Source organism: Okeania sp. SIO3I5, from assembly GCF_010672085.1.
Lineage (GTDB): Bacteria > Cyanobacteriota > Cyanobacteriia > Cyanobacteriales > Microcoleaceae > Trichodesmium.
In genome coordinates, this window is record NZ_JAAHHT010000076.1 from 14,875 (window position 1) to 37,675 (window position 22,801).

At 35.0% G+C, this 22,801-nt stretch carries 18 protein-coding genes and 3 pseudogenes; 13 read left to right on the forward strand and 8 right to left on the reverse strand.

Annotation, left to right across the window (positions count from 1 at the left end; all coding sequences use genetic code 11):
- The first annotated feature begins 33 nt into the window (after positions 1-33).
- A complete protein-coding gene (locus F6K40_RS18240) occupies positions 34-999 on the forward strand; it encodes an RpnC/YadD family protein (protein ID WP_293138319.1) in 966 nt (321 codons plus the stop codon).
- Between the two features lie 887 nt (positions 1,000-1,886).
- On the opposite strand, the gene F6K40_RS18245 is transcribed toward F6K40_RS18240, so the two are convergent.
- The 4 genes and pseudogenes from F6K40_RS18245 to F6K40_RS18260 form a co-directional block, all read right to left on the reverse strand.
- Complete coding sequence (locus F6K40_RS18245) at positions 1,887-2,687, reverse strand: FkbM family methyltransferase (protein WP_293138321.1); 801 nt, start codon at positions 2,685-2,687, stop codon at positions 1,887-1,889.
- Positions 2,688-2,787: 100 nt separating this feature from the next.
- Positions 2,788-3,075: pseudogene (locus tag F6K40_RS18250) on the reverse strand (ATP-binding cassette domain-containing protein); the annotation flags it as partial.
- Positions 3,076-3,139: 64 nt separating this feature from the next.
- Complete coding sequence (locus F6K40_RS18255; RefSeq protein ID WP_293138323.1) at positions 3,140-3,448, reverse strand: hypothetical protein; 309 nt, start codon at positions 3,446-3,448, stop codon at positions 3,140-3,142.
- A gap of 819 nt (positions 3,449-4,267) precedes the next feature.
- On the reverse strand, positions 4,268-5,053 hold the full coding sequence (locus tag F6K40_RS18260) for an ABC transporter ATP-binding protein (RefSeq protein ID WP_365671902.1): 786 nt from the start codon (positions 5,051-5,053) through the stop codon (positions 4,268-4,270).
- Between the two features lie 1,475 nt (positions 5,054-6,528).
- On the opposite strand from F6K40_RS18260, the gene glyS reads away from it, so the two are divergent.
- The 8 genes from glyS to F6K40_RS18300 all read left to right on the forward strand — a co-directional run bounded on the left by glyS (position 6,529) and on the right by F6K40_RS18300 (position 15,417).
- Complete coding sequence (glyS, locus tag F6K40_RS18265) at positions 6,529-8,682, forward strand: glycine--tRNA ligase subunit beta (protein ID WP_293138325.1); 2,154 nt, start codon at positions 6,529-6,531, stop codon at positions 8,680-8,682.
- 723 nt (positions 8,683-9,405) lie between these two features.
- A complete protein-coding gene (locus F6K40_RS18270) occupies positions 9,406-9,561 on the forward strand; it encodes a hypothetical protein (RefSeq protein ID WP_293138327.1) in 156 nt (51 codons plus the stop codon).
- 30 nt (positions 9,562-9,591) lie between these two features.
- The gene (locus tag F6K40_RS18275; RefSeq protein ID WP_293138329.1) at positions 9,592-9,903 is read left to right on the forward strand and encodes a hypothetical protein; all 312 of its coding nucleotides are present in this window, start codon (positions 9,592-9,594) and stop codon (positions 9,901-9,903) included.
- 759 nt (positions 9,904-10,662) lie between these two features.
- Positions 10,663-12,021 (forward strand): UDP-N-acetylmuramoyl-L-alanine--D-glutamate ligase, encoded by a 1,359-nt coding sequence (gene murD / locus F6K40_RS18280; protein WP_293138331.1) that lies wholly within the window; start codon positions 10,663-10,665, stop codon positions 12,019-12,021.
- Positions 12,022-12,424: 403 nt separating this feature from the next.
- A complete protein-coding gene (locus F6K40_RS18285) occupies positions 12,425-12,976 on the forward strand; it encodes a Uma2 family endonuclease (RefSeq protein WP_293138332.1) in 552 nt (183 codons plus the stop codon).
- Between the two features lie 57 nt (positions 12,977-13,033).
- Positions 13,034-13,585: a Uma2 family endonuclease gene (locus F6K40_RS18290; protein WP_293138333.1), complete on the forward strand. Its 552-nt coding sequence runs from the start codon at positions 13,034-13,036 to the stop codon at positions 13,583-13,585.
- Between the two features lie 56 nt (positions 13,586-13,641).
- Positions 13,642-14,193 carry a Uma2 family endonuclease gene (locus F6K40_RS18295; RefSeq protein WP_293138334.1) on the forward strand — a complete coding sequence of 184 codons (552 nt, stop codon included), beginning with the start codon at positions 13,642-13,644 and terminating at the stop codon, positions 14,191-14,193.
- 72 nt (positions 14,194-14,265) lie between these two features.
- Complete coding sequence (locus F6K40_RS18300; protein ID WP_293138335.1) at positions 14,266-15,417, forward strand: DNA cytosine methyltransferase; 1,152 nt, start codon at positions 14,266-14,268, stop codon at positions 15,415-15,417.
- Positions 15,418-15,420: 3 nt separating this feature from the next.
- On the opposite strand, the gene F6K40_RS18305 is transcribed toward F6K40_RS18300, so the two are convergent.
- Both F6K40_RS18305 and F6K40_RS18310 read right to left on the reverse strand, forming a co-directional pair.
- On the reverse strand, positions 15,421-16,155 hold the full coding sequence (locus F6K40_RS18305; protein WP_293138336.1) for a restriction endonuclease: 735 nt from the start codon (positions 16,153-16,155) through the stop codon (positions 15,421-15,423).
- The gene (locus tag F6K40_RS18310; RefSeq protein ID WP_293138337.1) at positions 16,152-16,400 is read right to left on the reverse strand and encodes a helix-turn-helix domain-containing protein; all 249 of its coding nucleotides are present in this window, start codon (positions 16,398-16,400) and stop codon (positions 16,152-16,154) included. Before F6K40_RS18310 ends, F6K40_RS18305 begins: the two co-directional genes overlap by 4 nt.
- A gap of 238 nt (positions 16,401-16,638) precedes the next feature.
- Here F6K40_RS18310 and F6K40_RS18315 point away from each other — a divergent pair, with 238 nt between their 5' ends.
- The 3 genes and pseudogenes from F6K40_RS18315 to F6K40_RS18325 form a co-directional block, all read left to right on the forward strand.
- The gene (locus tag F6K40_RS18315) at positions 16,639-16,908 is read left to right on the forward strand and encodes a Uma2 family endonuclease (RefSeq protein ID WP_293138338.1); all 270 of its coding nucleotides are present in this window, start codon (positions 16,639-16,641) and stop codon (positions 16,906-16,908) included.
- A 68-nt stretch (positions 16,909-16,976) separates the two neighbouring features.
- Positions 16,977-17,225 (forward strand): annotated as a pseudogene (locus F6K40_RS18320) (Uma2 family endonuclease); the annotation flags it as partial.
- Between the two features lie 68 nt (positions 17,226-17,293).
- Positions 17,294-17,542 (forward strand): annotated as a pseudogene (locus F6K40_RS18325) (Uma2 family endonuclease); the annotation flags it as partial.
- A gap of 334 nt (positions 17,543-17,876) precedes the next feature.
- Here F6K40_RS18325 and F6K40_RS18330 read toward each other — a convergent pair.
- Complete coding sequence (locus F6K40_RS18330) at positions 17,877-19,886, reverse strand: FAD-dependent oxidoreductase (protein ID WP_293138339.1); 2,010 nt, start codon at positions 19,884-19,886, stop codon at positions 17,877-17,879.
- Between the two features lie 392 nt (positions 19,887-20,278).
- Positions 20,279-21,628: a YopA family protein gene (locus tag F6K40_RS18335; RefSeq protein WP_293138341.1), complete on the reverse strand. Its 1,350-nt coding sequence runs from the start codon at positions 21,626-21,628 to the stop codon at positions 20,279-20,281.
- A 60-nt stretch (positions 21,629-21,688) separates the two neighbouring features.
- On the opposite strand from F6K40_RS18335, the gene F6K40_RS18340 reads away from it, so the two are divergent.
- Positions 21,689-21,958: a hypothetical protein gene (locus tag F6K40_RS18340; RefSeq protein WP_293138343.1), complete on the forward strand. Its 270-nt coding sequence runs from the start codon at positions 21,689-21,691 to the stop codon at positions 21,956-21,958.
- Positions 21,959-22,801: the final 843 nt, after the last annotated feature.

The window sequence follows — 22,801 nt, forward strand, 5'->3', positions numbered from 1 at the left end:
TGAGCAGCTTAAAACTACAACTTTGATTTTGATATGGAGCAACAAACTCAAGGAGAATATGATAGCCCTTGGAAAGAAGCATTAGATGTTTACTTTCCAGAATTTATGGCTTTCTTTTTTCCTGATGCTTACGAAGAGATTGATTGGGAAAAAGGTTATGAAACTTTGGATAAAGAATTTCAACAAATTGTTCAAGATGCTAATTTAGGGAAACGTTTAGTCGATAAGTTAGTTAAAGTATGGCTAAAAAGTAACCAAGAAACTGTAATTTTAATCCATACAGAAATACAAGGGCAATATGAAAGTGATTTTTCCGAAAGAATGTATGTTTATCATTATCGCATCTATGATAAATATCGGTTGAAAAATACAGAAGTCGTAAGTTTAGCAGTATTGGGAGATGAAAAGAAAAAATGGCGACCTAGAAAATATAGTTATAGTCGTTGGGGTTGTCAATTAAAATTGAAATTTCCTATAGTTAAATTATTAGACTATGAGAAAAATTGGGAATTATTAGCCGAAAATAATAATCCCTTTGCTGTGGTTATTATGGCTTACTTGAAAAGCAAGGAAACTCGGAAAGCTCCTCTCATTAGATTGGAAACTAAGTTAACTTTGGTGCGGTTACTATATGAGAGGGGTTATAGTAGAGAAATGGTGATTCAGTTGTTCAGATTAATAGACTGGATGATGATATTGCCAGAAGAATTGAAAAGACAATTTCAAACAGAAGTATATAATTATGAGGAGGAAAAAAAGATGCCTTATATTACAAGTATTGAACAGATTGGTTTAGAGAAAGGGGAACAGATTGGTATAGTAAAATCTGCCAAGGAATCAATCATAACAGTGTTAGAAACTAGGTTTGAAAATGTACCTGTAAATATTGTGGATGCTGTTAATCAAATTGATAATATTCAGTCACTCAAACAGTTAACTAAAACTGCTGTTTTAATTGATTCTTTGGAAAGTTTTGTCGATATTTTACCTCAGAGATAGATAATCTAATCTTAATTGCGGAGTTGATTATCGACTAAAAGTTGCAACTTTTATAAAAGACAATTTCAAACAAAAGTATATATAGCAATGTGCGCTGGCTTATGTATAAATTACATGAGGTGTCCAATAGCTAAAAGTCTTATATTATCGGTTTTTTATTCCCCCTATTGCCTATTGCCTGTTGCCGGAGCACAGCGCTATAATTATGAGGAGGAACAAAAGATGCCTTATATTACCAGTATAGAGGAGATTGGTATAGAGAAAGGGGAACTCAAATCTACAAGAGAATCAATCATAACAGTGTTAGAAACTAGGGCAAGAAAATGTACCTACAAATATTGTTGATGCTGTTAATCAAATTGATAATATTGAGTCACTCAAACAGTTACATAAAACTGCTGTTTTAATTAATTCTTTGGAAAGTTTTGTTGCCCTCTTACCTCAGAAATAGATAATCTTAATTGCGGAGTTGGCAATCGACTAAGAAATTGAAACTTTGTTCAAACAGAAGTATATAGCGCTGGCTGATTAATTCTGAAAGTATTGACAGGTAAAGGTTAGAGGGTTTAAAACTCTTAAAAAGTGCCAGCTTTTCGGTGGATAGAGCTGCAAAAAGCAAATATTTTGGGCAGACAAGGACAGAAAAATCAGGGGATAATTTTTCCGACTACCTCCTCTATAAATTCCCATTTCTCCTGACTCCTGAATCCTGATTCCTACCCTCACGAAGAAAGTTTTTCAGCCAACTCTAAATTAGCTAGCATCATTCTCTATTGACTACTTGCCCTTTACACTACATTTTGAAGTGGGAAATGTAGGTTTCAGTGCAGCGCTCTATTAGCCATTAAGTTTAAATAGGTTGATAGTAAATTGTGCACCCATGCTGACTATTCTTCACTGTACCAACATTTCGGCAAAACCAAAGAGGGATTAGCTGTATTGTCGTAATCTAGAGAATTAGGGAACTTATTTTGATATGAAGAATGCTCAATGCGGTCAATTCTTAGAAAGGTAAACTCCATTGTTCTGGGAATATTAATCCCTTTTTTTTGTAGAGGGCTATGACAGTTGTTTGGATGAATATGTATGCATTTGTGAGTCTGCAAAATCTTGTTAAATGTACTTCTGGCTAAGTTGAAAAATGGTCCATTCCAAAGCTGATCGAGACTATGAAACTCTGCGACAATTATTCTAAATCTCTGCATGAGATTTTCAGATGTAGAAAGAAATACTTCATACTCATACCCTTCAATGTCAATCTGTAATAGTAAATCAGAGTTTGTTTCCGTCAGTGATGAAGCTACCCACTCGTCAAGGGTCATAAAATGATCGTTTGATATGGCGCCGACATATTTTTTTGTAAAGTTGAACAATTTATGTTCATCGGCTGGCCGATCTACAGATTGATCGGCGAGAAAGACCTTCATACCTAACTCAGCACAATCTTTTTCAAATCCAGATACAAAGCTAACCCCAGGCGAGAAACATGCCTGAATTCCCTCTAAATCATTTGGAACTAAGTAGCCACCATCAGTCTTTGGACCTAAGCGAATCAGCTCTTTGTCGGTAGATAAAGGGTAAAGGTTCTTCAGTAAGACCCGAATATTGCTCTCATCTGTCATCCTAGTCGGAAATCCTTTTACTACCCCAAAAATCTTTGTCAGTAGCTCTTTTAAAGATTGTTTCATTTGTGAAGTTCCTCAACGCTATTTATTATAAATAACTACTTATTATATATTCAGGACTGACGCCAAGACACTATTTTCACCCAGGGTCAATTTATTGTCACTAAATAAAAATTGTATCCTTTGAAATTTGGTACATCTTGCTAGAAGCAGAACTAACTATTCTCAGATCGTGAGTTACCATTAACACAGTACAATCACCTTCTTTAGCTAGCCGACGTAGTAACTCAATAACTGTATGGCCACTATGAGAATCTAAAGCTGCTTTTGGTTCATCGGCCATAACTATCCTAAGGTTTCCAGACAGGGCACGAGCGATCGCTACTCTCTGTTTTTCGCCACTAGATAAATCCCGTGGATGTAGTTTGGCTTGAGGAGCTAACTCCACCTGTATCCTCTTAGAAAAAACAAAACCGAAAAAGCTAGATGGCAAGTGGTCTACCTTGATTGCCAAGTTAGGCTTTATTCCCATGGACTCCAAGAAGAATCTCTTTAGGTTCTCCTTTTGCTTTATAAGTTGCATAAAGTAAATATGGAAAACCAAACATCCCTCCCATAAAAATACTCAAAAAACCAAATATAAAACCTTTAACAGTAAATCCTTCTCGCCAAGAAATCCAGGTTGCAAGTAAGAAAAGATGAATTAAAAAGTCGCTGTTAAACTGACTTCTCCAATCAAGATGAAGTATGTCACTAAAATATACAGCCGGCCAATTAATGCCTTTTGTAACTAATGGGTATATCGTTAATAAATATATAATCACAGTAGAAATTACAAGAAAAAACCGTAAAAATTTCACTATAACTCCTTGATTTGCTTAACAAGCAGAAGCAGAAAAAATTTTCCTTATTTTCCCTCATTCTCTATTCTCAGTTCAGCTATTCCCTAAAATCCCCAACTATTCTATACCAATTTATTTGATAAATCCTGAATATACCTTCGATCACTACTATAGAATTTATTTTATGCTCCTACTCAATACTTGATTCAATCAGGAATCTTTAGTGGTTTTGGAGGGTGACAAGGATTTTTTATATTTTTTTAATACCTCTTGGGGAAATAAGCAGTTACACTTGGTGTGTAAGAAGCACGTTAAAATTATCGGGCTGGTTCTCATCTAACTAATACTATTAATATTTTGATGCTTTATCCAAATCAACGAATAATTCTGACACTCATACTATCCTCTCTATAATCCTATAAATAAATTGGAATGTAACTTTTGGTACAGAAGTTAACTTAGATAAAGTTATAATTGATAGGACTTCCAACCCGAAACTTTCTGGTCTTTCTATTATTTCCATTGAAAGAAGAGTTAAGTTAGAAAAAAAACAGGAAACTTTTTGGGTAAATTATCCTGTAATTAATTTAGATAGATTTTCTCCTAGCTCTAATACTGTAATAGCTGACTAAACTAGATCGATCTAGTTCAAGTTCTAATTTCACTTATTTTCAAGAATATTTTGGCAGGGGAATAAAGTTTTTCAATCTAAGTTTAAGTTGAGGTCAAAAAATTAATTCCCTGGTTAAGAGCTAGAAGATTGTGGGAATGATAAATTTGAAGATGAATATATGAAAAAATTTATAGGATATTGTCTGATAAAAGTTTATTTTCCTGTATAATCCCATCTTCAAGATAAACTACTCTATCGGCAGAACTAACTATTCTAGGATCGTGAGTCACCATTAGCACAGTACAGCCACCCTCTTTTGCTAGCCGACGTAGTAACTCAATCACTGTATGGCCACTATGAGAATCTAAAGCAGCCGTTGGTTCATCGGCCATAACTATTCTAGGGTTTCCAGACAGGGCACGGGCGATCGCTACTCTCTGTTTTTGGCCACCAGATAAATCCCGTGGATGTAGTTTGGCTTGAGGAGCTAACCCTACTTGTTCCAAAAGCACCTGAGCTTCATGTTTTGCTGCTTTACCTTTGATACCCTTCATATTCAGAGATACTTCTATATTTTCTGCTGCTGTTAATGCTGGGAACAAGTTAAATCCCTGAAATATAAAGCCTATATTCTGAAGTCTAAATTTCGCTAATTGACTTCTAGACATTTTTGTAATTTCTTGTCCCAAGAGACACACTCTGCCAGATGTTGGTGTTAACAATCCTGCTAAGATTGAAAGCAAGGTAGTTTTACCAGAACCAGACGGCCCCATCAATAGTTGGACATCACCCTTCTGTACTGTCAAGTCAATATTTTTGAGTACCTGGTAAGACTGTTGTCCGGTTTTATAAGCCATTGTTAACCCAGAAGAGGCGATCGCTGCTGTTCTTAAGCTAGCAACATCTCTAGGATTACAAAGATTTAGGTTTTGAGTTTTAGTGGCAGCAGCCATGTACATATTGAATGTAGTCATAGGTGTGACTTTTAGTAAGTTAGTAAGCTAGAGTGCTTGGGGGACAGGAGGGATCTACTTCTAATAGATAGTTTGCGCAAAGCGCAAGTTTCTATAGTTTTTTTTGAGTTGCCCAGGTTTTTGAGTTTAACCTACTTAAATTGATTCTCTCTCAAAAAATTGAATTTAATATGAGGGGCTAATTTAAGTTTGATGGCCTTTTACCTGAAGCTCAACTGAGGTAATATAGTTACATTGTATTTTAGCGTACTAAATTTTAAGGTAATTGAGAACACTTAGAAGTTAGATTTATTGTTAGTAGCATTTGTCTGAGAATAAATTAAGAGAGGGCTCAAGAGTAGTAAGATATTTAAATTTACTCAACATATTTTTTTCTGAGTTATTTTGTTGGCAGGTTAGGATTTTACTTGTTTCAGATTAAAAAATGTTAAGGAAATATAGATTTTTTCCGATCTAGAGTCACAACCAAAGATTTTGACCGATTTTTTAATTAAAATCTTACTATTTTTAGTTTGCTACTTAACAGTTGGGAATTTGACATATTTTAATTTTTCTTTGTCAACGTTATTAATGAGTATACTTTAGTGTTTCAATTATTTCAATTAGTTCCGCTATAACACTTATTCTCAGTTTAGTAGCTACATTTTTGTTTTTAGGTATTTTCCTCGTTAATTAATAAATAGTTTATTTCTTGGGTATAGAAATATCTAATTATTAGTGTATCTATCTAACTAAGATAGCATACTAATAAACTTCTGGTTAATACTAAATTATAGTATCAAAAATAGCAAATATTAATCTCTGTTAGTGCTTAAATTGTATGCAATGTTTTTCTCAAAAAGAAAGAATATTTATTAAAAATGGATAATGGATAATGGATAATGGATAATTGATAATTACCTCTTATTTTTAGCAGGGCTATTTCGTTCTCTAAGGTTAGTCACGAAAATATCAAGGTTAGAGTAGCTTTTGCTCATTTCTGGAGTAACACTTTTTCATAGAATGAAATAGCCCTGCCTTTTTAGGGAGAGGATTGACTAAAAGGAAAAAAATTACTTTCTTCCCCTTTATTGGGAAGGCTTTAAAGGTGAATTATTTAATTATTAATTATTCGGTAAGCATTCAGTTATTAACTGTTAGCTCTTAGCTTTTTCTAAGACTCCGCCCTTAAGGGTAAAGTTGAAATTGAAGCAAGCATTCGTTTAACTTCTACTACTGGCGTGTCACGCTTAAAATAGTGTATTAGATTTTTAATTAAAAGCTTGGAAAAATCAGCATCCTACTATTTTTATAAAGTAACATTTAAACCTTGACGTGCCACTACAAAGGTAATAAAGCTGATAGCTGATAAGCGATGTGCTGAATGCTTACAAAAATATTGAAAAATTGAAAAGTTAGATGAGAGGACTTGTAATTTACTTTCTGCTAAACTGTTGTAATTAGTCGATAATATCCAAATATCTCAATATTTTACGATGGCGACATTTTTATTAGAAATTGGTACAGAAGAATTACCTGCAACTTTTGTTTCTGAAGCTATACAACAGTGGCAAAAACTTATCCCCACGACCCTGACAGAAGCATACTTGACAAATGATGCAGTTAATGTATATGCCACACCAAGACGTTTAGCAGCGGTCATTGATGGTTTACCAATTAAACAACCAGACCGAGAAGAAGAAATTAAAGGACCTCCGGCAAAGGCAGCTTTTAAAGATGGCAAACCTACTAAAGCAGCAGAAGGATTTACTAAAAAACAAGGAGTCGAAATTAATGACTTAGAAATACGCCCTACGGAAAAGGGTGATTTTGTCTTCGTAAATAAAAAAATTCAGGGTAAACAAACAACAGAAATTCTGACAGAATTAATACCTGGATGGATTGATAAATTAGAAGGTAAAAGATTTATGCGTTGGGCAGATGGAGATATTAAATTTCCACGCCCGATTAGATGGTTAGTAGCATTATTGGATGATGAAATATTGCCGATAAATTTAGAGAATGGTTCGGAGAAAATTACGAGCGCTCGCTTCTCTTATGGTCATCGAGTTTTACATCCTAAACTAATAGAAATTTCCCAAGCTAAAGATTATCTGGAAGAGTTGAGAAAAGCTTACATTGAAGTAGATTCTCAACAAAGAAAAAGCCAGATTGAACAACAAATACAAGCAGCAGCAAAAAAAGTTAAAGGAAAGGCAGAAATTCCCGCTGAATTATTAGCAGAAGTTACAAATTTAGTAGAATTACCGACAGCAGTAGTTGGAAAGTTTGACGAAGAATTTTTAATTTTACCTGCGGAAGTTACAACAACAGTCATGGTGACGCATCAACGTTATTTTCCGGTTTTAAAATCTCCAAAAACTGCTAAAGAAATAGAGTTATTGCCATATTTTATTACCATTTCTAATGGCGACCCAGAAAAATCAGAAATTATTGCTAAAGGAAATGAGAGAGTAATTAAAGCGAGATTAGCTGACGGACAATTTTTCTATAAAGCAGATTTAGCTAAACCATTAGAAAGTTATTTACCGGAATTAGAAAAAGTTACTTTCCAAGCAAAATTAGGCTCAATGGGAGAAAAAGTAAAACGGATTGTTAATATAGCTAAATTAATTGCTGAACAGTTACAAGTCAATCAAGCAGAATCTAAAAATATAGAAAGAGCGGCTCTTCTTTGCAAAGCTGATTTAGTAACTCAAATGGTTTATGAATTTCCAGAATTGCAGGGAGTAATGGGAGAAAAATATGCCCGTGCTTGTGGAGAAACTGAAGCAGTAGCAACTGCAATTTTTGAACATTATTTGCCTAGAGGTGCAGGAGATATTTTACCGGAAACTATTAGCGGTCAAATTGTAGGTTTGGCAGATAAACTTGATACTTTGGTGAGTATTTTTGGATTAGGAATGTTACCTACAGGTTCTGCCGATCCTTTTGCTTTACGTCGGGCGGCAAATGCTGTGGTTAATATTACTTGGTCTGCTAATTTACCGTTAAATTTACATCAGTTATTAGAACAAATTTCAGAAGATTTTGTGGAAATTTATTCGGAAGCAAATTCAGAGTTATTAGCACAGTTATATGATTTTTTCTGGCAGCGAATTAGAACTATTTTGCAAGAGGAAAAAAATATTGATTATGATTTTGTAAATGCGGTTTTGGGCGATAATGATTCTGAATATAAGGAAAGGGGATTAAAAGATTTATTAGATGTGCGTAATCGGGCAGTTTTCTTACAAAATATTCGGCAAAATGGTATGCTTGATAAAATCTATGAAACTGTGAATCGTTCAACTCGTTTAGCTGCTCAAGGTGAGTTGGATAAAATACAAATTACACCTGAAAAAGTTGTAGATTCAAAACTGTTTAAAAGTGAATCGGAATTAACTTTTTATAATGCTTTGGTTGAGTTAGTTCCTCAAACAGAAATATCTCAAAAAACCAGGAATTATCAACAGTTAGTAGATGCTTTGGCGAAAATAGCTCCCACAGTCAGTAATTTCTTTGATGGGCCTGAAAGTGTATTGGTAATGGACCCCGATCCGAAAATCAAACAAAATCGGTTGAATTTATTGGGCATACTTCGGAATAATGCTAGGGTATTGGCAGACTTTGGTCAAATAGTTAAATAATGGATAATGGATAATTGATAATTGATAATGAAAACTATCTCTAATTAGGGCTTGCTTATTAAATCTAAAAACATTGACATATAAACGTTTAATGGTTTTTACGGTCAAAATAAAGTATCTGGTGTTTGGTAAGGATTCAGGTGCTATGGAAAAGCCTATAAATCTTGATAGATAAGTATTTTCAGCAATTTCTTCCCCCATCCTATTCTCAATTAGAGATTGCTACAAGCCTTGATTTTCGTGGTTATTGAGAATGAGGCTGTTAAATTTCTGAGCCAGTCGTTTTCAGAAGTCTCTCTATAACTAGGTTTGAGATATCTGAATCCTTACGGTGTTTGAATTGAAAACGCTTCAGTTAACTTAGCATTTTCGGCAAGAGTTGGGCAAAAAAATTACTCCCCCTACTCCTCTGCTTCCTTAGTCCACCACTCCTTAAAAAAGACTTTTTTAGCAAACCCTAATTATTAATTATTGAACCACATCCTAACTTAATATAAAATTTGACAAAATAGAGAAGTTATGGATAAGCCTGAGTTATACTTTTTCGGGAGAAAAAATGTATTTCCATACATTTTTTTTTAATATGGCAATCCTAAATAGGTCGTAACAATTCAAAAACTAGAAATAAACTCCGAAACTCTTATCCATTGCCCATTGCCTATTCCCTATTTCCAAAAAGCGGTAATATTTTTATACAGAAATAAAATTAGGATTACTATAGCTGTGACAATTACTGATTTTAATATGTTTAATGAAACTCAAGACGCAGTTAATAAATTTGTGTTTAAAGAAGAAAAAAAAGATTTTATCTATAAACGTGCAGAACTCAAACTAATATTTTTAGAATTGCCGAAATTTCAGAAAAAATTAGAGGAATGAGAAAGCTTAACTGATAAGTGGATTTATTTTTTGAAAGAAACTGCCAGATTGGATATAATTCCAGAATCTTTAGGGGAAGTGCCAGAACTTGAACTGGCTCTAAATATTGCTAATCAAGCTAATTTCAGTAGGGAAGAATTAGACGAATTTGATCGACGAGCAATGATGTTGCAAGATGAGAGAGGGAAAATAAATTATACGAGAGAAAAAGGTAGAGCTGAAAGTAAAACAGAAGTCATAATTTTGTTAGTTGATAAACGTTTTGGAGAGGTCGATCAAGATATTAGTAATCAAATTTCGGTGTTGGTGAATCAAGCTATGAAATCTAAAGAGCTTCAATAATGGATAATGGATAATGGATAATGGATAATTACCTCTCCCTTTTAGGGAGAGGATTGACTAAAAGGAAAAAATTTATTTTCTTCCCCTTGAAAGGGGAGGCTTTAAACCTGAATTATCTAATTATTTAATTGTTTAATTGTTTAATTGTTTCGGTAAAATTTAAAAGCATTTTAAATTAGACAATCCCTATTTCAGAAAAATCATAGCCACGCATCACCAACGCCCAAATTTCTAATTTATTAGCGTGAAGATTTAGAAAATTTAGTTAAGGCACTTTTTGATTTTAATCATCTAGCAGATTACCCAAGTTGGTTGGAAAATCTATAGATATCTGCCGGTTGTTTGGTTTCGCAAGCTCAACCCAACTATAATTTAATAATAATCAGGGTTTACTGAAAAAAAGTAGAGTGTGGGAAGTGTGGGGAGGGGAATGAGCAAGAAATTCCCAAAAAGATTTTTCTGCTCTTGTCTAAGCAAACTAATAGACATCTCCAAAAATCAAAACTAAAATCAATTCTTATCCATAAATTATCAATTATTCTTCCCTGTTCCCTGTTCCCTGTTCCCTGTTCCCTCTTCCCTATTTTCTGGAGATGTCTAATATGTGCTAATATGTGTGAGATTTTTGGGAAGGAAAAGCTGGTACTTTTTTCAACCAAAGACCTTATTGAATTCTAACTTCTGAAGTAGGATTCTCCCACTCTCCTGTAAAATCAAAATAATGAAACCTGGGAATTAGTTCTTCTACCGGAATTTATTATGTCAAAAGCTCATATTATTGGTTTAGGAAAATCAGGTGTTGCTGCAGCGCGACTACTGAAAAAAAATGGTTGGGAAGTTGAATTGAGCGATCGCAAAACTTCCGACTCCCTTGAGAAACAAAAACAGCAGTTAACTCAAGAGGGTATTAGTGTTAAGTTGGATTATTCATTTGCTCCAGAAACCTCTTTAGATTTAGTCGTTGTTAGTCCTGGTGTCCCCTGGGATATACCTGCATTGCAACGGTGTCGAGAAAGTGGAATTGAAACAATAGGGGAAATGGAGTTAGCATGGCGATATCTCAAGTCTTGCTCCTGGGTGGGTATTACCGGTACCAATGGCAAAACCACCACCACTGCTTTAACTGCTGCCATTTTTAAGACAGCCGGATTGTATGCTCCTGCCTGTGGTAATATCGGATATGCTGCTTGTGAATTAGCTTTATCCGAAACTCCCCCAGATTGGGTCATAGCAGAAATCAGCAGTTATCAAATTGAGTCTGCCAATACTCTGAGTCCACAAATTGCAGTCTGGACTACTTTTACTCCCGATCATCTCAGTCGTCACTACAGTCTGGAAAATTATTTTAACATTAAAGCTGGTTTACTAAATCGCTCTCAAATACAAATTCTCAATGGTGATGACGATTACCTCCGTAACAATGCAACAAATCTTTGGCAGAATCCTTATTGGACAAGTCTTCAGGGAAAAGCTAATTTGGTGGGAGATGTAGCTAAAGGAATTTATATTGAAGATGGATGGGTACTAGGATTTGGGGAAAAAATAGTTCCTGTAAAGTCTCTGCAAATGTTGGGAAATCATAATCAACAGAATTTATTGATGGCAGTGGGAGTGGCAAAATTAGCAGGGATAGAAACAGAGGCGATCGCAGAAGCTGTGAAAAATTTTCCTGGAGTCCCCCACCGTTTGGAATATATTTGTACTTGGAATGGTGTGAATTTTATTAATGATAGTAAAGCTACAAATTATGATGCGGCGGCAGTTGGTTTACAAGCTGTATCAGCACCTGTATTGTTAATTGCTGGTGGTCAAGCGAAAGAAGGTAATGATAATGATTGGTTGCGACAAATTAAGGAAAAAGTTGTTTTTGTTTTGTTAATTGGTGATGCTGCTGAGTTTTTAGCGTATAGATTACAAAAAATTAATTTTCGTAATTATGAAATAGTAGAAAATATGGAACGCGCAGTAATTAGAGGTGCAGCATTATCGAAAAGATATGATGCTAAAGTTGTGTTATTATCTCCTGCTTGTGCGAGTTTTGATCAGTATCAAAATTTTGAAGAAAGAGGAGATAGTTTTCGGAAATTATCTTTGGCATTAAATCAGAAAAAAAGGTAGATTTAGGTATTAGGTAGTAGGTATTAAGTCTGAGGTTTTTGCTATTAGATTCAGTTGGTTTAATTAATAGACTTCTCCAGAAAATAAGGAGTAAAAAGTAGGGGGAATTAATGAAGTTAGAAGTCAGTAGGGGCGATTCGCTTGCTCGCCCCTACAGAAGTTATTTTTGTAACGGGGATTTGAGCCCAGCTCCAAAAATATTTCGCCGATATTAACGGGGTTTTAGACCCAATCGTGTTTGATAATTGATGAATAAGAGTGCGATAATTGATTTTATTATTTTAAATTTAATTTTTCCTAGCTACTTAAGTTTTCCCTATTGCCAAAGCTTATATAAAAATTTAGGTTCTAGAGATGGATTTCAATAATTTAGAAACAAACACAAAAAAGGTTGATGAGAATTATGCCAAATTTAACAATTAAAGACTTAGAAAAGTTGCAAGTAGATTATCCAGATTATCAAATGGAATTAGTAGGAGGAGAGATTATTGTTATGAGTCCTTCAGGTTTAAAATCAGATGAAATAGCACTAGAAATAGCAGCTCAGTTACGCAACTGGGTAAGACCAAGAAAATTAGGTAGAGTGATTGGTTCTAGTGGAGGTTTTCGTTTACCAAATGCTGCTGGAGATGTTCGCGCTCCTGATGCTTCTTTTATTCGTGCAGAAAAATTACCCCGCTCTACAGAAGATTATGCAGAGTTAGTTCCCGACTTAATTTTTGAAGTCAAATCTAAGAGTGATAAATTACCAAAATTACGTCAAAAAATACAAGATTTTTTGGAGTTAGGAACTGTGGTTGGGGTGTTAGTAGATCCCCGCACTCGGACAATGGAAGTTTATCGTTATCAGCAAGAGAAAATTCTGCTGAAAGATGGGGATGTTTTAGAAGTAGAAGAAATCTTACCAGGGTGGAAATTATCTGTAGTTGAAGTGTGGACGCCGGAGTTTGAATAAGAAGAAAAAACATCATAAGTAAGGCGAATTAATTCTGAAAAAAAAGGAAATATTTTTATGCCAAATTTAATAATTAAAGATTTAGAAAAGCTGCAAACAGATTATCCAGATTATCGGATGGAATTAGCAGGAGGAGAGATTATTGTTATGAGTCCTTCGGGTTTAGAATCAGGTGAAATAGTAGCAGCAATAGTAGCTCAGTTACGCAATTGGGTAAGACCAAGAAATTTAGGTAGAGTGATTGCTTCTAGTGGAGGTTTTCGTTTACCAAATGCTGATGGAGAGATTCGCGCTCCAGATGTTTCGTTTATTCGTGCAGAAAAATTACCCCGCTCTACAGAAGATTATGCAGAGTTAGTTCCCGACTTAATTTTTGAAGTCAAATCTAAGAGTGATAAATTACCAAAATTACGTCAAAAAATACAAGATTTTTTGGAGTTAGGAACTGTGGTTGGGGTGTTAGTAGATCCTAGCAGTGGCACAATGGAAGTTGATCGTTATCAGCAAGAGAAAATTGTGCTGAAAGATGGGGATATTTTAGAAGTAGAAGAAATCTTACCAGGATGGAAATTAGCTGTAGTTGAAGTTTGGACACCGGAGTTTGAATAAGAAGAAAAAACATCATAAGTAAGGCGAATTAATTCTGAAAAAAAAGAAATATTTTTATGCCAAATTTAATAATTAAAGATTTAGAAAAGCTGCAAACAGATTATCCAGATTATCGGATGGAATTAGTAGCAGGAGAGATTATTGTTATGAGTCCTTCAGGTTTAAAATCAGATGAAATAGCACTAGAAATAGCAGCTCAGTTACGCAACTGGGTAAGACCAAGAAAATTAGGTAGAGTGATTGGTTCTAGTGGAGGTTTTCGTTTACCAAATGCTGCTGGAGATGTTCGCGCTCCTGATGCTTCTTTTATTCGTGCAGAAAAATTACCCCGCTCTACAGAAGATTATGCAGAGTTAGTTCCCGACTTAATTTTTGAAGTCAAATCTAAGAGTGATAAATTACCAAAATTACGTCAAAAAATACAAGAATTTATAGACTTAGGAACTGTTGTCGGGGTGTTAGTAGATCCCCGCACTCGGACAATGGAAGTTTATCGTTATCAGCAAGAGAAAATTGTGCTGAAAGATGGGGATATTTTAGAAGTAGAAGAAGTTTTACCAGGGTGGAAATTATCTGTAGTTGAAGTGTGGACGCCGGAGTTTGAATAAGAATTAAATTTTAGTAGGAATTTATATGAGGTATAATCGAAAAATTAAACAGCAGATTATAGAAAAAATTTAATGGAAGGAACACAACTATCTTTATTTCCTAATTTTGAGTATCAAAGGGATAAAAATTATCATAAAAAAGCTAAACTAGGTCGTTATGAAAAAATCCAATATGAACTAAACAATAACGACAACGATCCATATAAAAAATTCATTGAAATTGAAGAACAACCCCTATGGAAATCTGATTATAAAATTGTCGATTTATTTTGTGGTGCTGGAGGAATGACACAAGGTTTAGTTCAAGCAGGATTTCAACCAATAATGAGTGTTGAAGAAAACCCTATAGCATCAGCAACCCATAGAAAAAATTTTCCTCAATGTCATAATTTTTGTGGAGATATTAAACAATTTGATTCTACAGAATGGCTAAAAAAAATTGGTTCACCAGAAATACATTTAGTAGTAGGAGGTCCTCCATGTCAGGGTTTTTCAGTAGCAGGAAAAAGAAATCCAGATGACCCAAGAAATAATTTATTTCGAGAGTTTGTGAGAGTAGTTTCTGAAATTCGTCCTTGGTATATTGTTATGGAAAATGTGCCAGGAATTATTACTATGAAAAAAGGTGAAATCAAGGATAAAATTTGTCAAGCATTTGTTGATATTGGCTATTCTAATGTATCTGTAGCAATTTTAGAATCTGCTGCTTATGGAGTACCACAAATTCGCCCTAGAACTTTTTTTGTTGCCAATAGATTTGGTAAGATTAATCCTTACCCAAAACCTCAACTATTACCCCACCAATATAAACCAATTGAATCAGCAATTTCTGACCTTCCAGAATTAACTCCTATTCCAGAAATTAATCATCAGTGGACTCGACATTCACAAGAATATATGGAAAGACTTGCTCAAGTACCTCCTGGTGGTTCTTTATATAAAACTTATGCTGATGCTTTTAAGCGACAATATTTGGGCAAACCAAGCATGACTATCAAAGAAAATCATGGTGGTACTCATATTCATCCGTACCTTAACCGGGTAATTTCAGCAAGAGAAATGGCAAGATTACAAAGTTTTCCTGACTCTTTTATTTTTGAGGGTTCTATGAAAAAAGCTATGTGGCAAATTGGTAATGCTGTACCTCCTCGTTTAGCAGAATGTATAGGTTATGGGTTGATTCCTTTTTTAAATGAAATTGCCCTAGAAAATCAAAGTAAATAGTAGTTAATTATCTTCTTTAAACTCAGTTAGTTTTTGATTAAGAGTATTTCGCCAAATCTCAAAATTATACCAACCACATCCAATACATCCAGTCTCAGCATCTTTTCCAACTTTAGGGATATTATGAGGCCAATTTTCATTACCTTGATACCAAAATTTAATGCCTAATGGTGTACCCCTTTGACCAGTTTTAATACAAAATTCACAGCTTCTTGATTTTAAAAGATTATGATTACCTGCACTATCTTTTTTCAGCAATTGAAACTTTTGTTTAATCTCAGCTTCACTCATATTTAAGTTATGAGTTTCTTCAACATTTCCCCATCTTTCCATTGGAAAGCGATGGTCAATAATAATTTCGTGTCGCGGTCGTTGTCTTTGTTCAATTACATCTACATAAGAATAGACAGATAATATTTTCTCGACTAATTCTGAGGGAATATTAGTAGGAGCATTTGCTGCTTTAATTTTTCCTGTCCAACAATCCCATGTTGTTTGTTTTTGACAAGTATTGCAGAACTTTCTTTCCGTTTTAATTTCCAAACCAGGGCGACTTTTTGTACCTCTTTGTAATCCTTGAATACCACCTCCACCCGCATATTGTTCTGATGCTACGTTTTTACCTTCACAACTACGACAATGCCATTCTTGATCTGATAAAAGATTAAATACTTTTAATTGAGTTGAGTTTTTTCTAAATGTAGATTTTAAATTTTCTACTAAGTCTTGATTTTTCACTCTATATTATTAGTTTCTACCTCTAAATGATCGAGAAGTTCAGATACAGTAATATCCATTCCCGCAGCTAAACTAACAAGAGCAGTTAGAGAAGGATTTCTCACACCACGTTCTAGTCCAGATATATAGGTACGATCTAAGTTAGAGCGAAATCCAAGCTCTTCTTGAGAAATTCCTAATTTCATCCGACGTTTTTTAATCAAGCGGCCAAGGGCAGTTAGAATCTTACTTTTTGACTTATCCATAACCCTTATATTTTTAGACTTTGTGGATTATCAGTCTACGGACTATGTGTCACACTAAAAATATGTTTAAGATGTCAAAACACTGATTAAAATTAGTAGGAAAATCAACAAATGACTCAACCAATTAGTCAAGAAAAAATAATTGAAGTTTATCGTTATCAGCAAGAAAAAATTGTACTGAAAGATGGGGATGTTTTAGAAGTAGAATAAGTGTTAACAGGATGGAAATTACCTGTGCTTGAAGTATGAAGATGTTCGCGCTCCAGATGCTTCTTTTATTCGTGCAGAAAAATTGCTCCGTGCGACAGAAGATTATGTTAAGTTAGTTCCCGACTTAATTTTTGAAGTCAAATCTAAGAGTGATAAATCACCAAAATTACGTCAGAAAATACAAGAATTTCTAGGGTTAGGAACTGTTGTGGAAATATTAGTAGACCCCCGCACTCGGACAATGGAAGTTTATCGTTATCAGCAAGAGAAAATTGTGCTGAAAGATGGAGATGTTTGAGAAGTAGAAGAAATCTTACCAGGGTGGAAATTACCTGTAGTTGAAGTAATGCTGATGGATATGTTCGCGCTCCAGATACTTCATTTATTCGTGCAGAAAAATTACCCCGCTCTACGGAAGATTATGCACAGTTAGCTCCCGACTTAATTTTTGAAGTCAAATCTAAGAGTGATAAATCACCAAAATTACGTCAGAAAATACAAGAATTTCTAGAGTTAGGAACTGTTGTGGAAATATTAGTAGACCCCCGCACTCGGACAATGGAAGTTGCTCGTTATCAGCAAGAAAAAATTGTGCTTAAAGATGGGAATCTTTGAGAAGTAGAAGAAATCTTACCAGGGTGGAAATTACCTGTAGTTGAAGTAATGCTGATGGATATGTTCGCGCTCCAGATACTTCATTTATTCGTGCAGAAAAATTGCTCCGTGCGACAGAAGATTATGTTAAGTTAGTTCCCGACTTAATTTTTGAAGTCAAATCTAAGAGTGATAAATCACCAAAATTACGTCAGAAAATACAAGAATTTCTAGAGTTAGGAACTGTTGTGGAAATATTAGTAGACCCCCGCACTCGGACAATGAAAGTTGCTCGTTATCAGCAAGAAAAAATTGTGCTTAAAGATGGGAATCTTTGAGAAGTAGAAGAAATCTTACCAGGGTGGAAATTACCGAATAATTAATAATTAAATAATTCAACTTTAAAGTCTCCCCCTTTTAAGGGAAAAAAAATAAATTTTTTTCGTTTACTCCTCAATACTTTCCCTCAAAGGGAGGCGTAATTATTAATTGCTGAACTGTAGTTGAAATCTCGGCACTAAACTTTAAGTAGGAATTTATATGAGGTACATTGAAAAAAATCAAAATTCAACAACAGATTATAAAAAAAATTTAATGGCAGGAAAAAACTATCTTTATTTCCTAATTTTGAGTATCAAAGAGACCTTGTTCCCTGTTACCTTTTCCCTAATTCTATTTCCATTTATCCCAAGAATTATTAAAAATAGAAGTTTTAGGAAAAGCTGTGGGATTCCCTTTTTCCTGCAAACGACCCTGTAATATTTCTAATTCCCATTCCTTAGAAGGCATATCATCAATTAATTCATAAGGAAAAATCCCTCTTTCTAAAGCAAAGTCAATTGTTGTACCAGCAGCAGCACCAGCAGACCATTCAAAAGAATGAACTCGATAGGCAGCAGCAGCAATATAACTCGTTGCAATACTCTTTCCAGCAACTAATAAATTATCAATTTTTTGGGGAATCATTGCTCGTAAAGGTATTTGAAAAGGATAGGCAGAACCCTGACCTCTCCTAATACCTGCTCGTTCAGTATTACCTGGTGCTTCTGCCGGACTTTTTGTCATGCAAGGATGAAAATCTATAGCATAATGACCAATTCCTACACTATCAGGAAAAAGAGTTGCTCTTGCTCGTTGCGGCATTTCTTTCATTGAATTAATTTGTGCATCTGGGGGAACAAAAGCAGAAACAGCTCCCCACAAATAATGTAACCTATCCGGCGGTAAATTTTGTAGATAAAAATTATGGCGAAAATTCTTTTTAGCAAGATCAATCTCTGCCACAGTAAAACCCCTCGGACGAGTTTTCCCGACACGACCAATAATACGTCTCCCCTCTCGTATATAAGGATATTTCGACAACCCATGAGCTGTTCCCATCGGCGCGTCAAACCCAGTCAATAAACGATGATTTGGATATTTTTTCTTCACCCCTTCCCCTAACCGGGAGTCAGTGGTACCCTCAACTAACCAATAAAAATAACCCAGAGCATTTTCTTCTCCTCGACGGAGAGTTTCGGTACGCAAACCACCCATCCAACCTCCCGGTCGTAGTTGACCTGTAGCTTCTAATTGTCTTCGACTGTAAATCAAATTGTCGTTGCGGTTGCCAGGACGGTAGTCATTACCCCAAGTCCAATTTTGCATGGAAATATCACCGGGAAAAATCGTTCGTTTTCTGGGGTTGCCTGGTTGAGGTGCGTCTGGTTTCACTGACCAAATTTGCCGATAGGTGAATATGAGGTTGAAATTAGCTAATCTGGATAATTCATAACTATAGTAGGGAGCGTACTGAGAATAAAATGGCGGTTCGACATTGGTTTGAGGTGTTTCGGTTGCCTCCATGGCGAAGGTGTAAGTAAAACCTTGAGTACAATAAGGATCTCTGGTGTCAACGGGGGATGAGGGGTCAAGGTAGGTTTGCGGATCGATACCGAGACGGTAGGGAACGTCTGCTAGAGCAATAATTTCTCCGGTTTCGGTTGCTTCTACAACATACCAGTCAGCACCACCTGTTTTTTCTGGGGAGGGTTGGGGTACAAATTGAATTATGGTTTTGTTAAGTCGCCCTGAGTTTTGGTAACGGTAGGCATCCTCGATAATTTGAGATAGGGGTTCGGTGTTGAGGGGTGGAGTGTTAGCTGCTGGTTGATGTTGGATAGCGATCGCTCTATTAATTTGATTATTAGATATATCTAATTCTTTGATAATGGTATTGGGAAACCATTTTAATGTACCTCCGCCTTTTTTTGCAGCATCCTCTAACATTTGAGATAGGATACCGTGACCATCGTAAGGCATAAAACAGGAGAGACTTACCCAACATTTACCGGGATTTAATCTACCGTATTTTTCCTCAATGCGTTCCCGGAATTCTAAATAACCGCGCGGATAAAATAGGAGACGGCGTTGAGTTCCGAGTTCGTCGAGACCGGAAGTACCTTGGGAGGAAATTTGACCGCCGAACCAGTCGGTGATTTCGGTTATACAAACGGTGCGTCCTGCTAATAGTGATTCGTAGGCGGTTGCTGTTCCTGATAAACCGCCACCGATGATTAAAATTTCGCAGCTTTCTTCTTTGTCTGGGGTACGGGGTGGTGCTGCTAAGGTGGGAGCGATCGTTGGAGTTAGGGAAAATAAGCTGAGAATTAGGCTAATTATTGGTTTAGTTTTTTTGAACATAATTTAAGTTGATTGTTAGTAATCAAAAGGTAAAAATTTAGATTAATTGTAGCAAAATTTGTAGCAAAATTTGTAGCAAAGCGTAATTTAAGTTAATTGTTAGTAATCAAAAGGTAAAAATTTAGATTAATTGTAGCAAAATTTGTAGCGAACCGTAACGCACCGCCATATATTTCGGTGGCGTTAGACTACTTGACTATCCTATATATTTTGGTGTGTTACGGCTAGCGCATTTTCATGTCGCGCTCGCTATAAGTTTCATGTCGGTTCTTAGCCGAAAACGCACCCTACTGGACTAATTATTGGTTTGGTTTTTTTGAGCATAATTTAAGTTAGTTGTTAGTAATCAAAAAGTGAATTTTCAAATGTTGTTGGTGTAGTTAGGAATGGGTTTAAAAGTTATCTACTTTATAAGGATAATCAAATAGTTTTAGTAAACATTTTAACAAGTAATTATGAGCAACGGCAAAAACTTGTTCCATCATTACTTCTGTTAATTTAATCTTGTTTTCTGTCTTATTTATTTTCGGATGAATCAGTAAATTTCTCACCTGCCCAATTACACTCACACTATCAATACCTAACCAATTATATGCCTTAGCTAGTTTAGTAATTTCCCAATTCTCATCAAGTGGAACTAGAGAGATATCAAGAGTTTTAATTAATAATCTAAGTTTGTCGTCAAAGGTTAATTTTCTAAACCCATCAGGACTAATATAGTTGTTACTGTTTAAATGTGTCCAGGCTAGTTTTTCTAAGGCAGAATGTACCAAAATAATAGAAGTATTATATCCATTTGTATGCTTATAACTTTCTATATACCACTGAATAGAATTTTGAATTACTTCTCGCCATGTTTCATCTTGCCACTTCTTCATAAACCCAGGGAAAGCATCAACACTTTCTGTACTATCATCCCAAGTCCAAGAATAATCAAGGGATTGCCATGAATCAGCTTTAATAGTTGGAGTGCGCCATTCCTCTAATATTTGATCTCCTTTTGCATCAAACCCTAAAACGTTAAGAGGTGCTATCCAAATTCCTCTAACAAAAGAAATGTAATAAATAAAAGCATTAATAATTTCATAGCCTTCGTTTAAATCAAAAGTTTTATCATCTGAGCGTTTAATTCTACAGACATGAGCAATGCCATATCCTCCTTGAGCTTCCAATATTTCTTGAAAATCAAAAGAATAATATAACGCTCCTAAAACAATATGCCAACCACCATACTCAAAGATAAATTGACCGTGAAACCAGGTTGGTAACCAACTTTCTCTTTCTATTGTTGTTTCATTTCCTTCCTCATCATATACAAACTCCTCATCGTTAGAAGCATTAAACAGGAAAAAATTAGCTATCTGAAAAGTAACTGATGATAAATTATCTGTTCTCCCTTGTATAAAAGGCTCCTTTAAATAGCCAAAACATTCTCTTTTTCCATTTCCACAACTTAACTTTCTTGGCAACATAACTTTCATTCTAGGTGCCAAATTTATCTTAATTAATTTCAGCTCTGTATTATCTAAATTTAATTCAATATCATCAGTAAGACCTTTACCGTAATATACAAATTCAACAGTAATATATGGAAATGGATACCAAGAAATCTGAATCAAAGCTTCACCTCGAATGGTATTTTCTCCATCAATCAATTCAGCAGAACCATCATATAGTGGTATTGGTTGACTGGGAAATTCCTGTTCTAATAATTTAGGCTGAGGTTGCCAAGTAAAAACCATAAATAATTAACCTTTTTACTACGTTCTACAATTATAATATATTTATTTAGAAGTCGCACTATGACACCAACCACCTCTATTATCAAAGCCATTAATCAAGTTTTGCTCAATCTTTTACCAGAAAAACAACAGGAAGTATTAAACTTTGTTCTTGATATTCAAAATCAGCCAAAGACTCAAAACCCTGTCTTCAAAGAGCAAAAATCAAAAGCAGTTTTAGTTCAAGAACTGCGAGAGCTATTTAAAGAGTTACAATCCGATCCGGAAATTCAGAAGATTACAGAGGAAGAAATCAAAGCAGAGATTGATCCTTACAGAGAGGGGAAATGAAAATTTTTATTGATATAAACATTCTATTTTTTAAAAGGTTTTCAGTTAAAATTAAGTAGGTAGACACGAATAAACTTCACCTATTTAACTAAATGTTGATGTAGTTAAAACCTCTGAGATTGCTTCCTTCCAAGGAGTGTAAGTCGCAATGACGTAGTTGTAATTTTTTTCACTACTAAAATTCCAATTTATCGGTTAAACTTGAGGAGCGATCGCTATCACAAATAAATCTAATCAAAAAATAAACTTTAATTTTACTTGTGACGTGAGGTTATTGACTTGAAAAGTGCTGTAAATAGCCGTTTGCCCCCACATTAGTAGACCGCAAAGTAGGGATGTTCTATAACAAAAATGCGTTTTCCTGACGGAATGCTGCGCAAACATGTCGTGCAGCGTTAGCGGAGCTTTGCGTCAGCAAAACGTCCCAGAGCAAGTTATCATTTTTTTATGTGGTTCATTAACTTGAAAACTACTGTAAAGCACATTTAGAAGTCGCACCATGAGTAGTCGATCACCAGGAATAATTGAGAATATTTGGAGCTGGTTGCTAGTATTAATATCCCTGGCAATTTCAGGCAATAATTTCAAAAAATCTGAGAAAATTTTAACGCTTAAAAAAATCCTAATGTAGTTAACTCTATAGAACTTCTAACCGTATCTATAGCAATCCTAAATGATTTGTGAAAAAATAGGAAGATCAAAATCTTAATACTGTGACCGAAAAATTTAGGTAGGTAGTTACGCCTCCTAATTTTAAGAGGATAAAAAAAGAAGATTCTGTATTTCAAGCCTCCTTATTTCGCGAGGCACTGATAACTGATAACTGATAACTGAAATGACGAT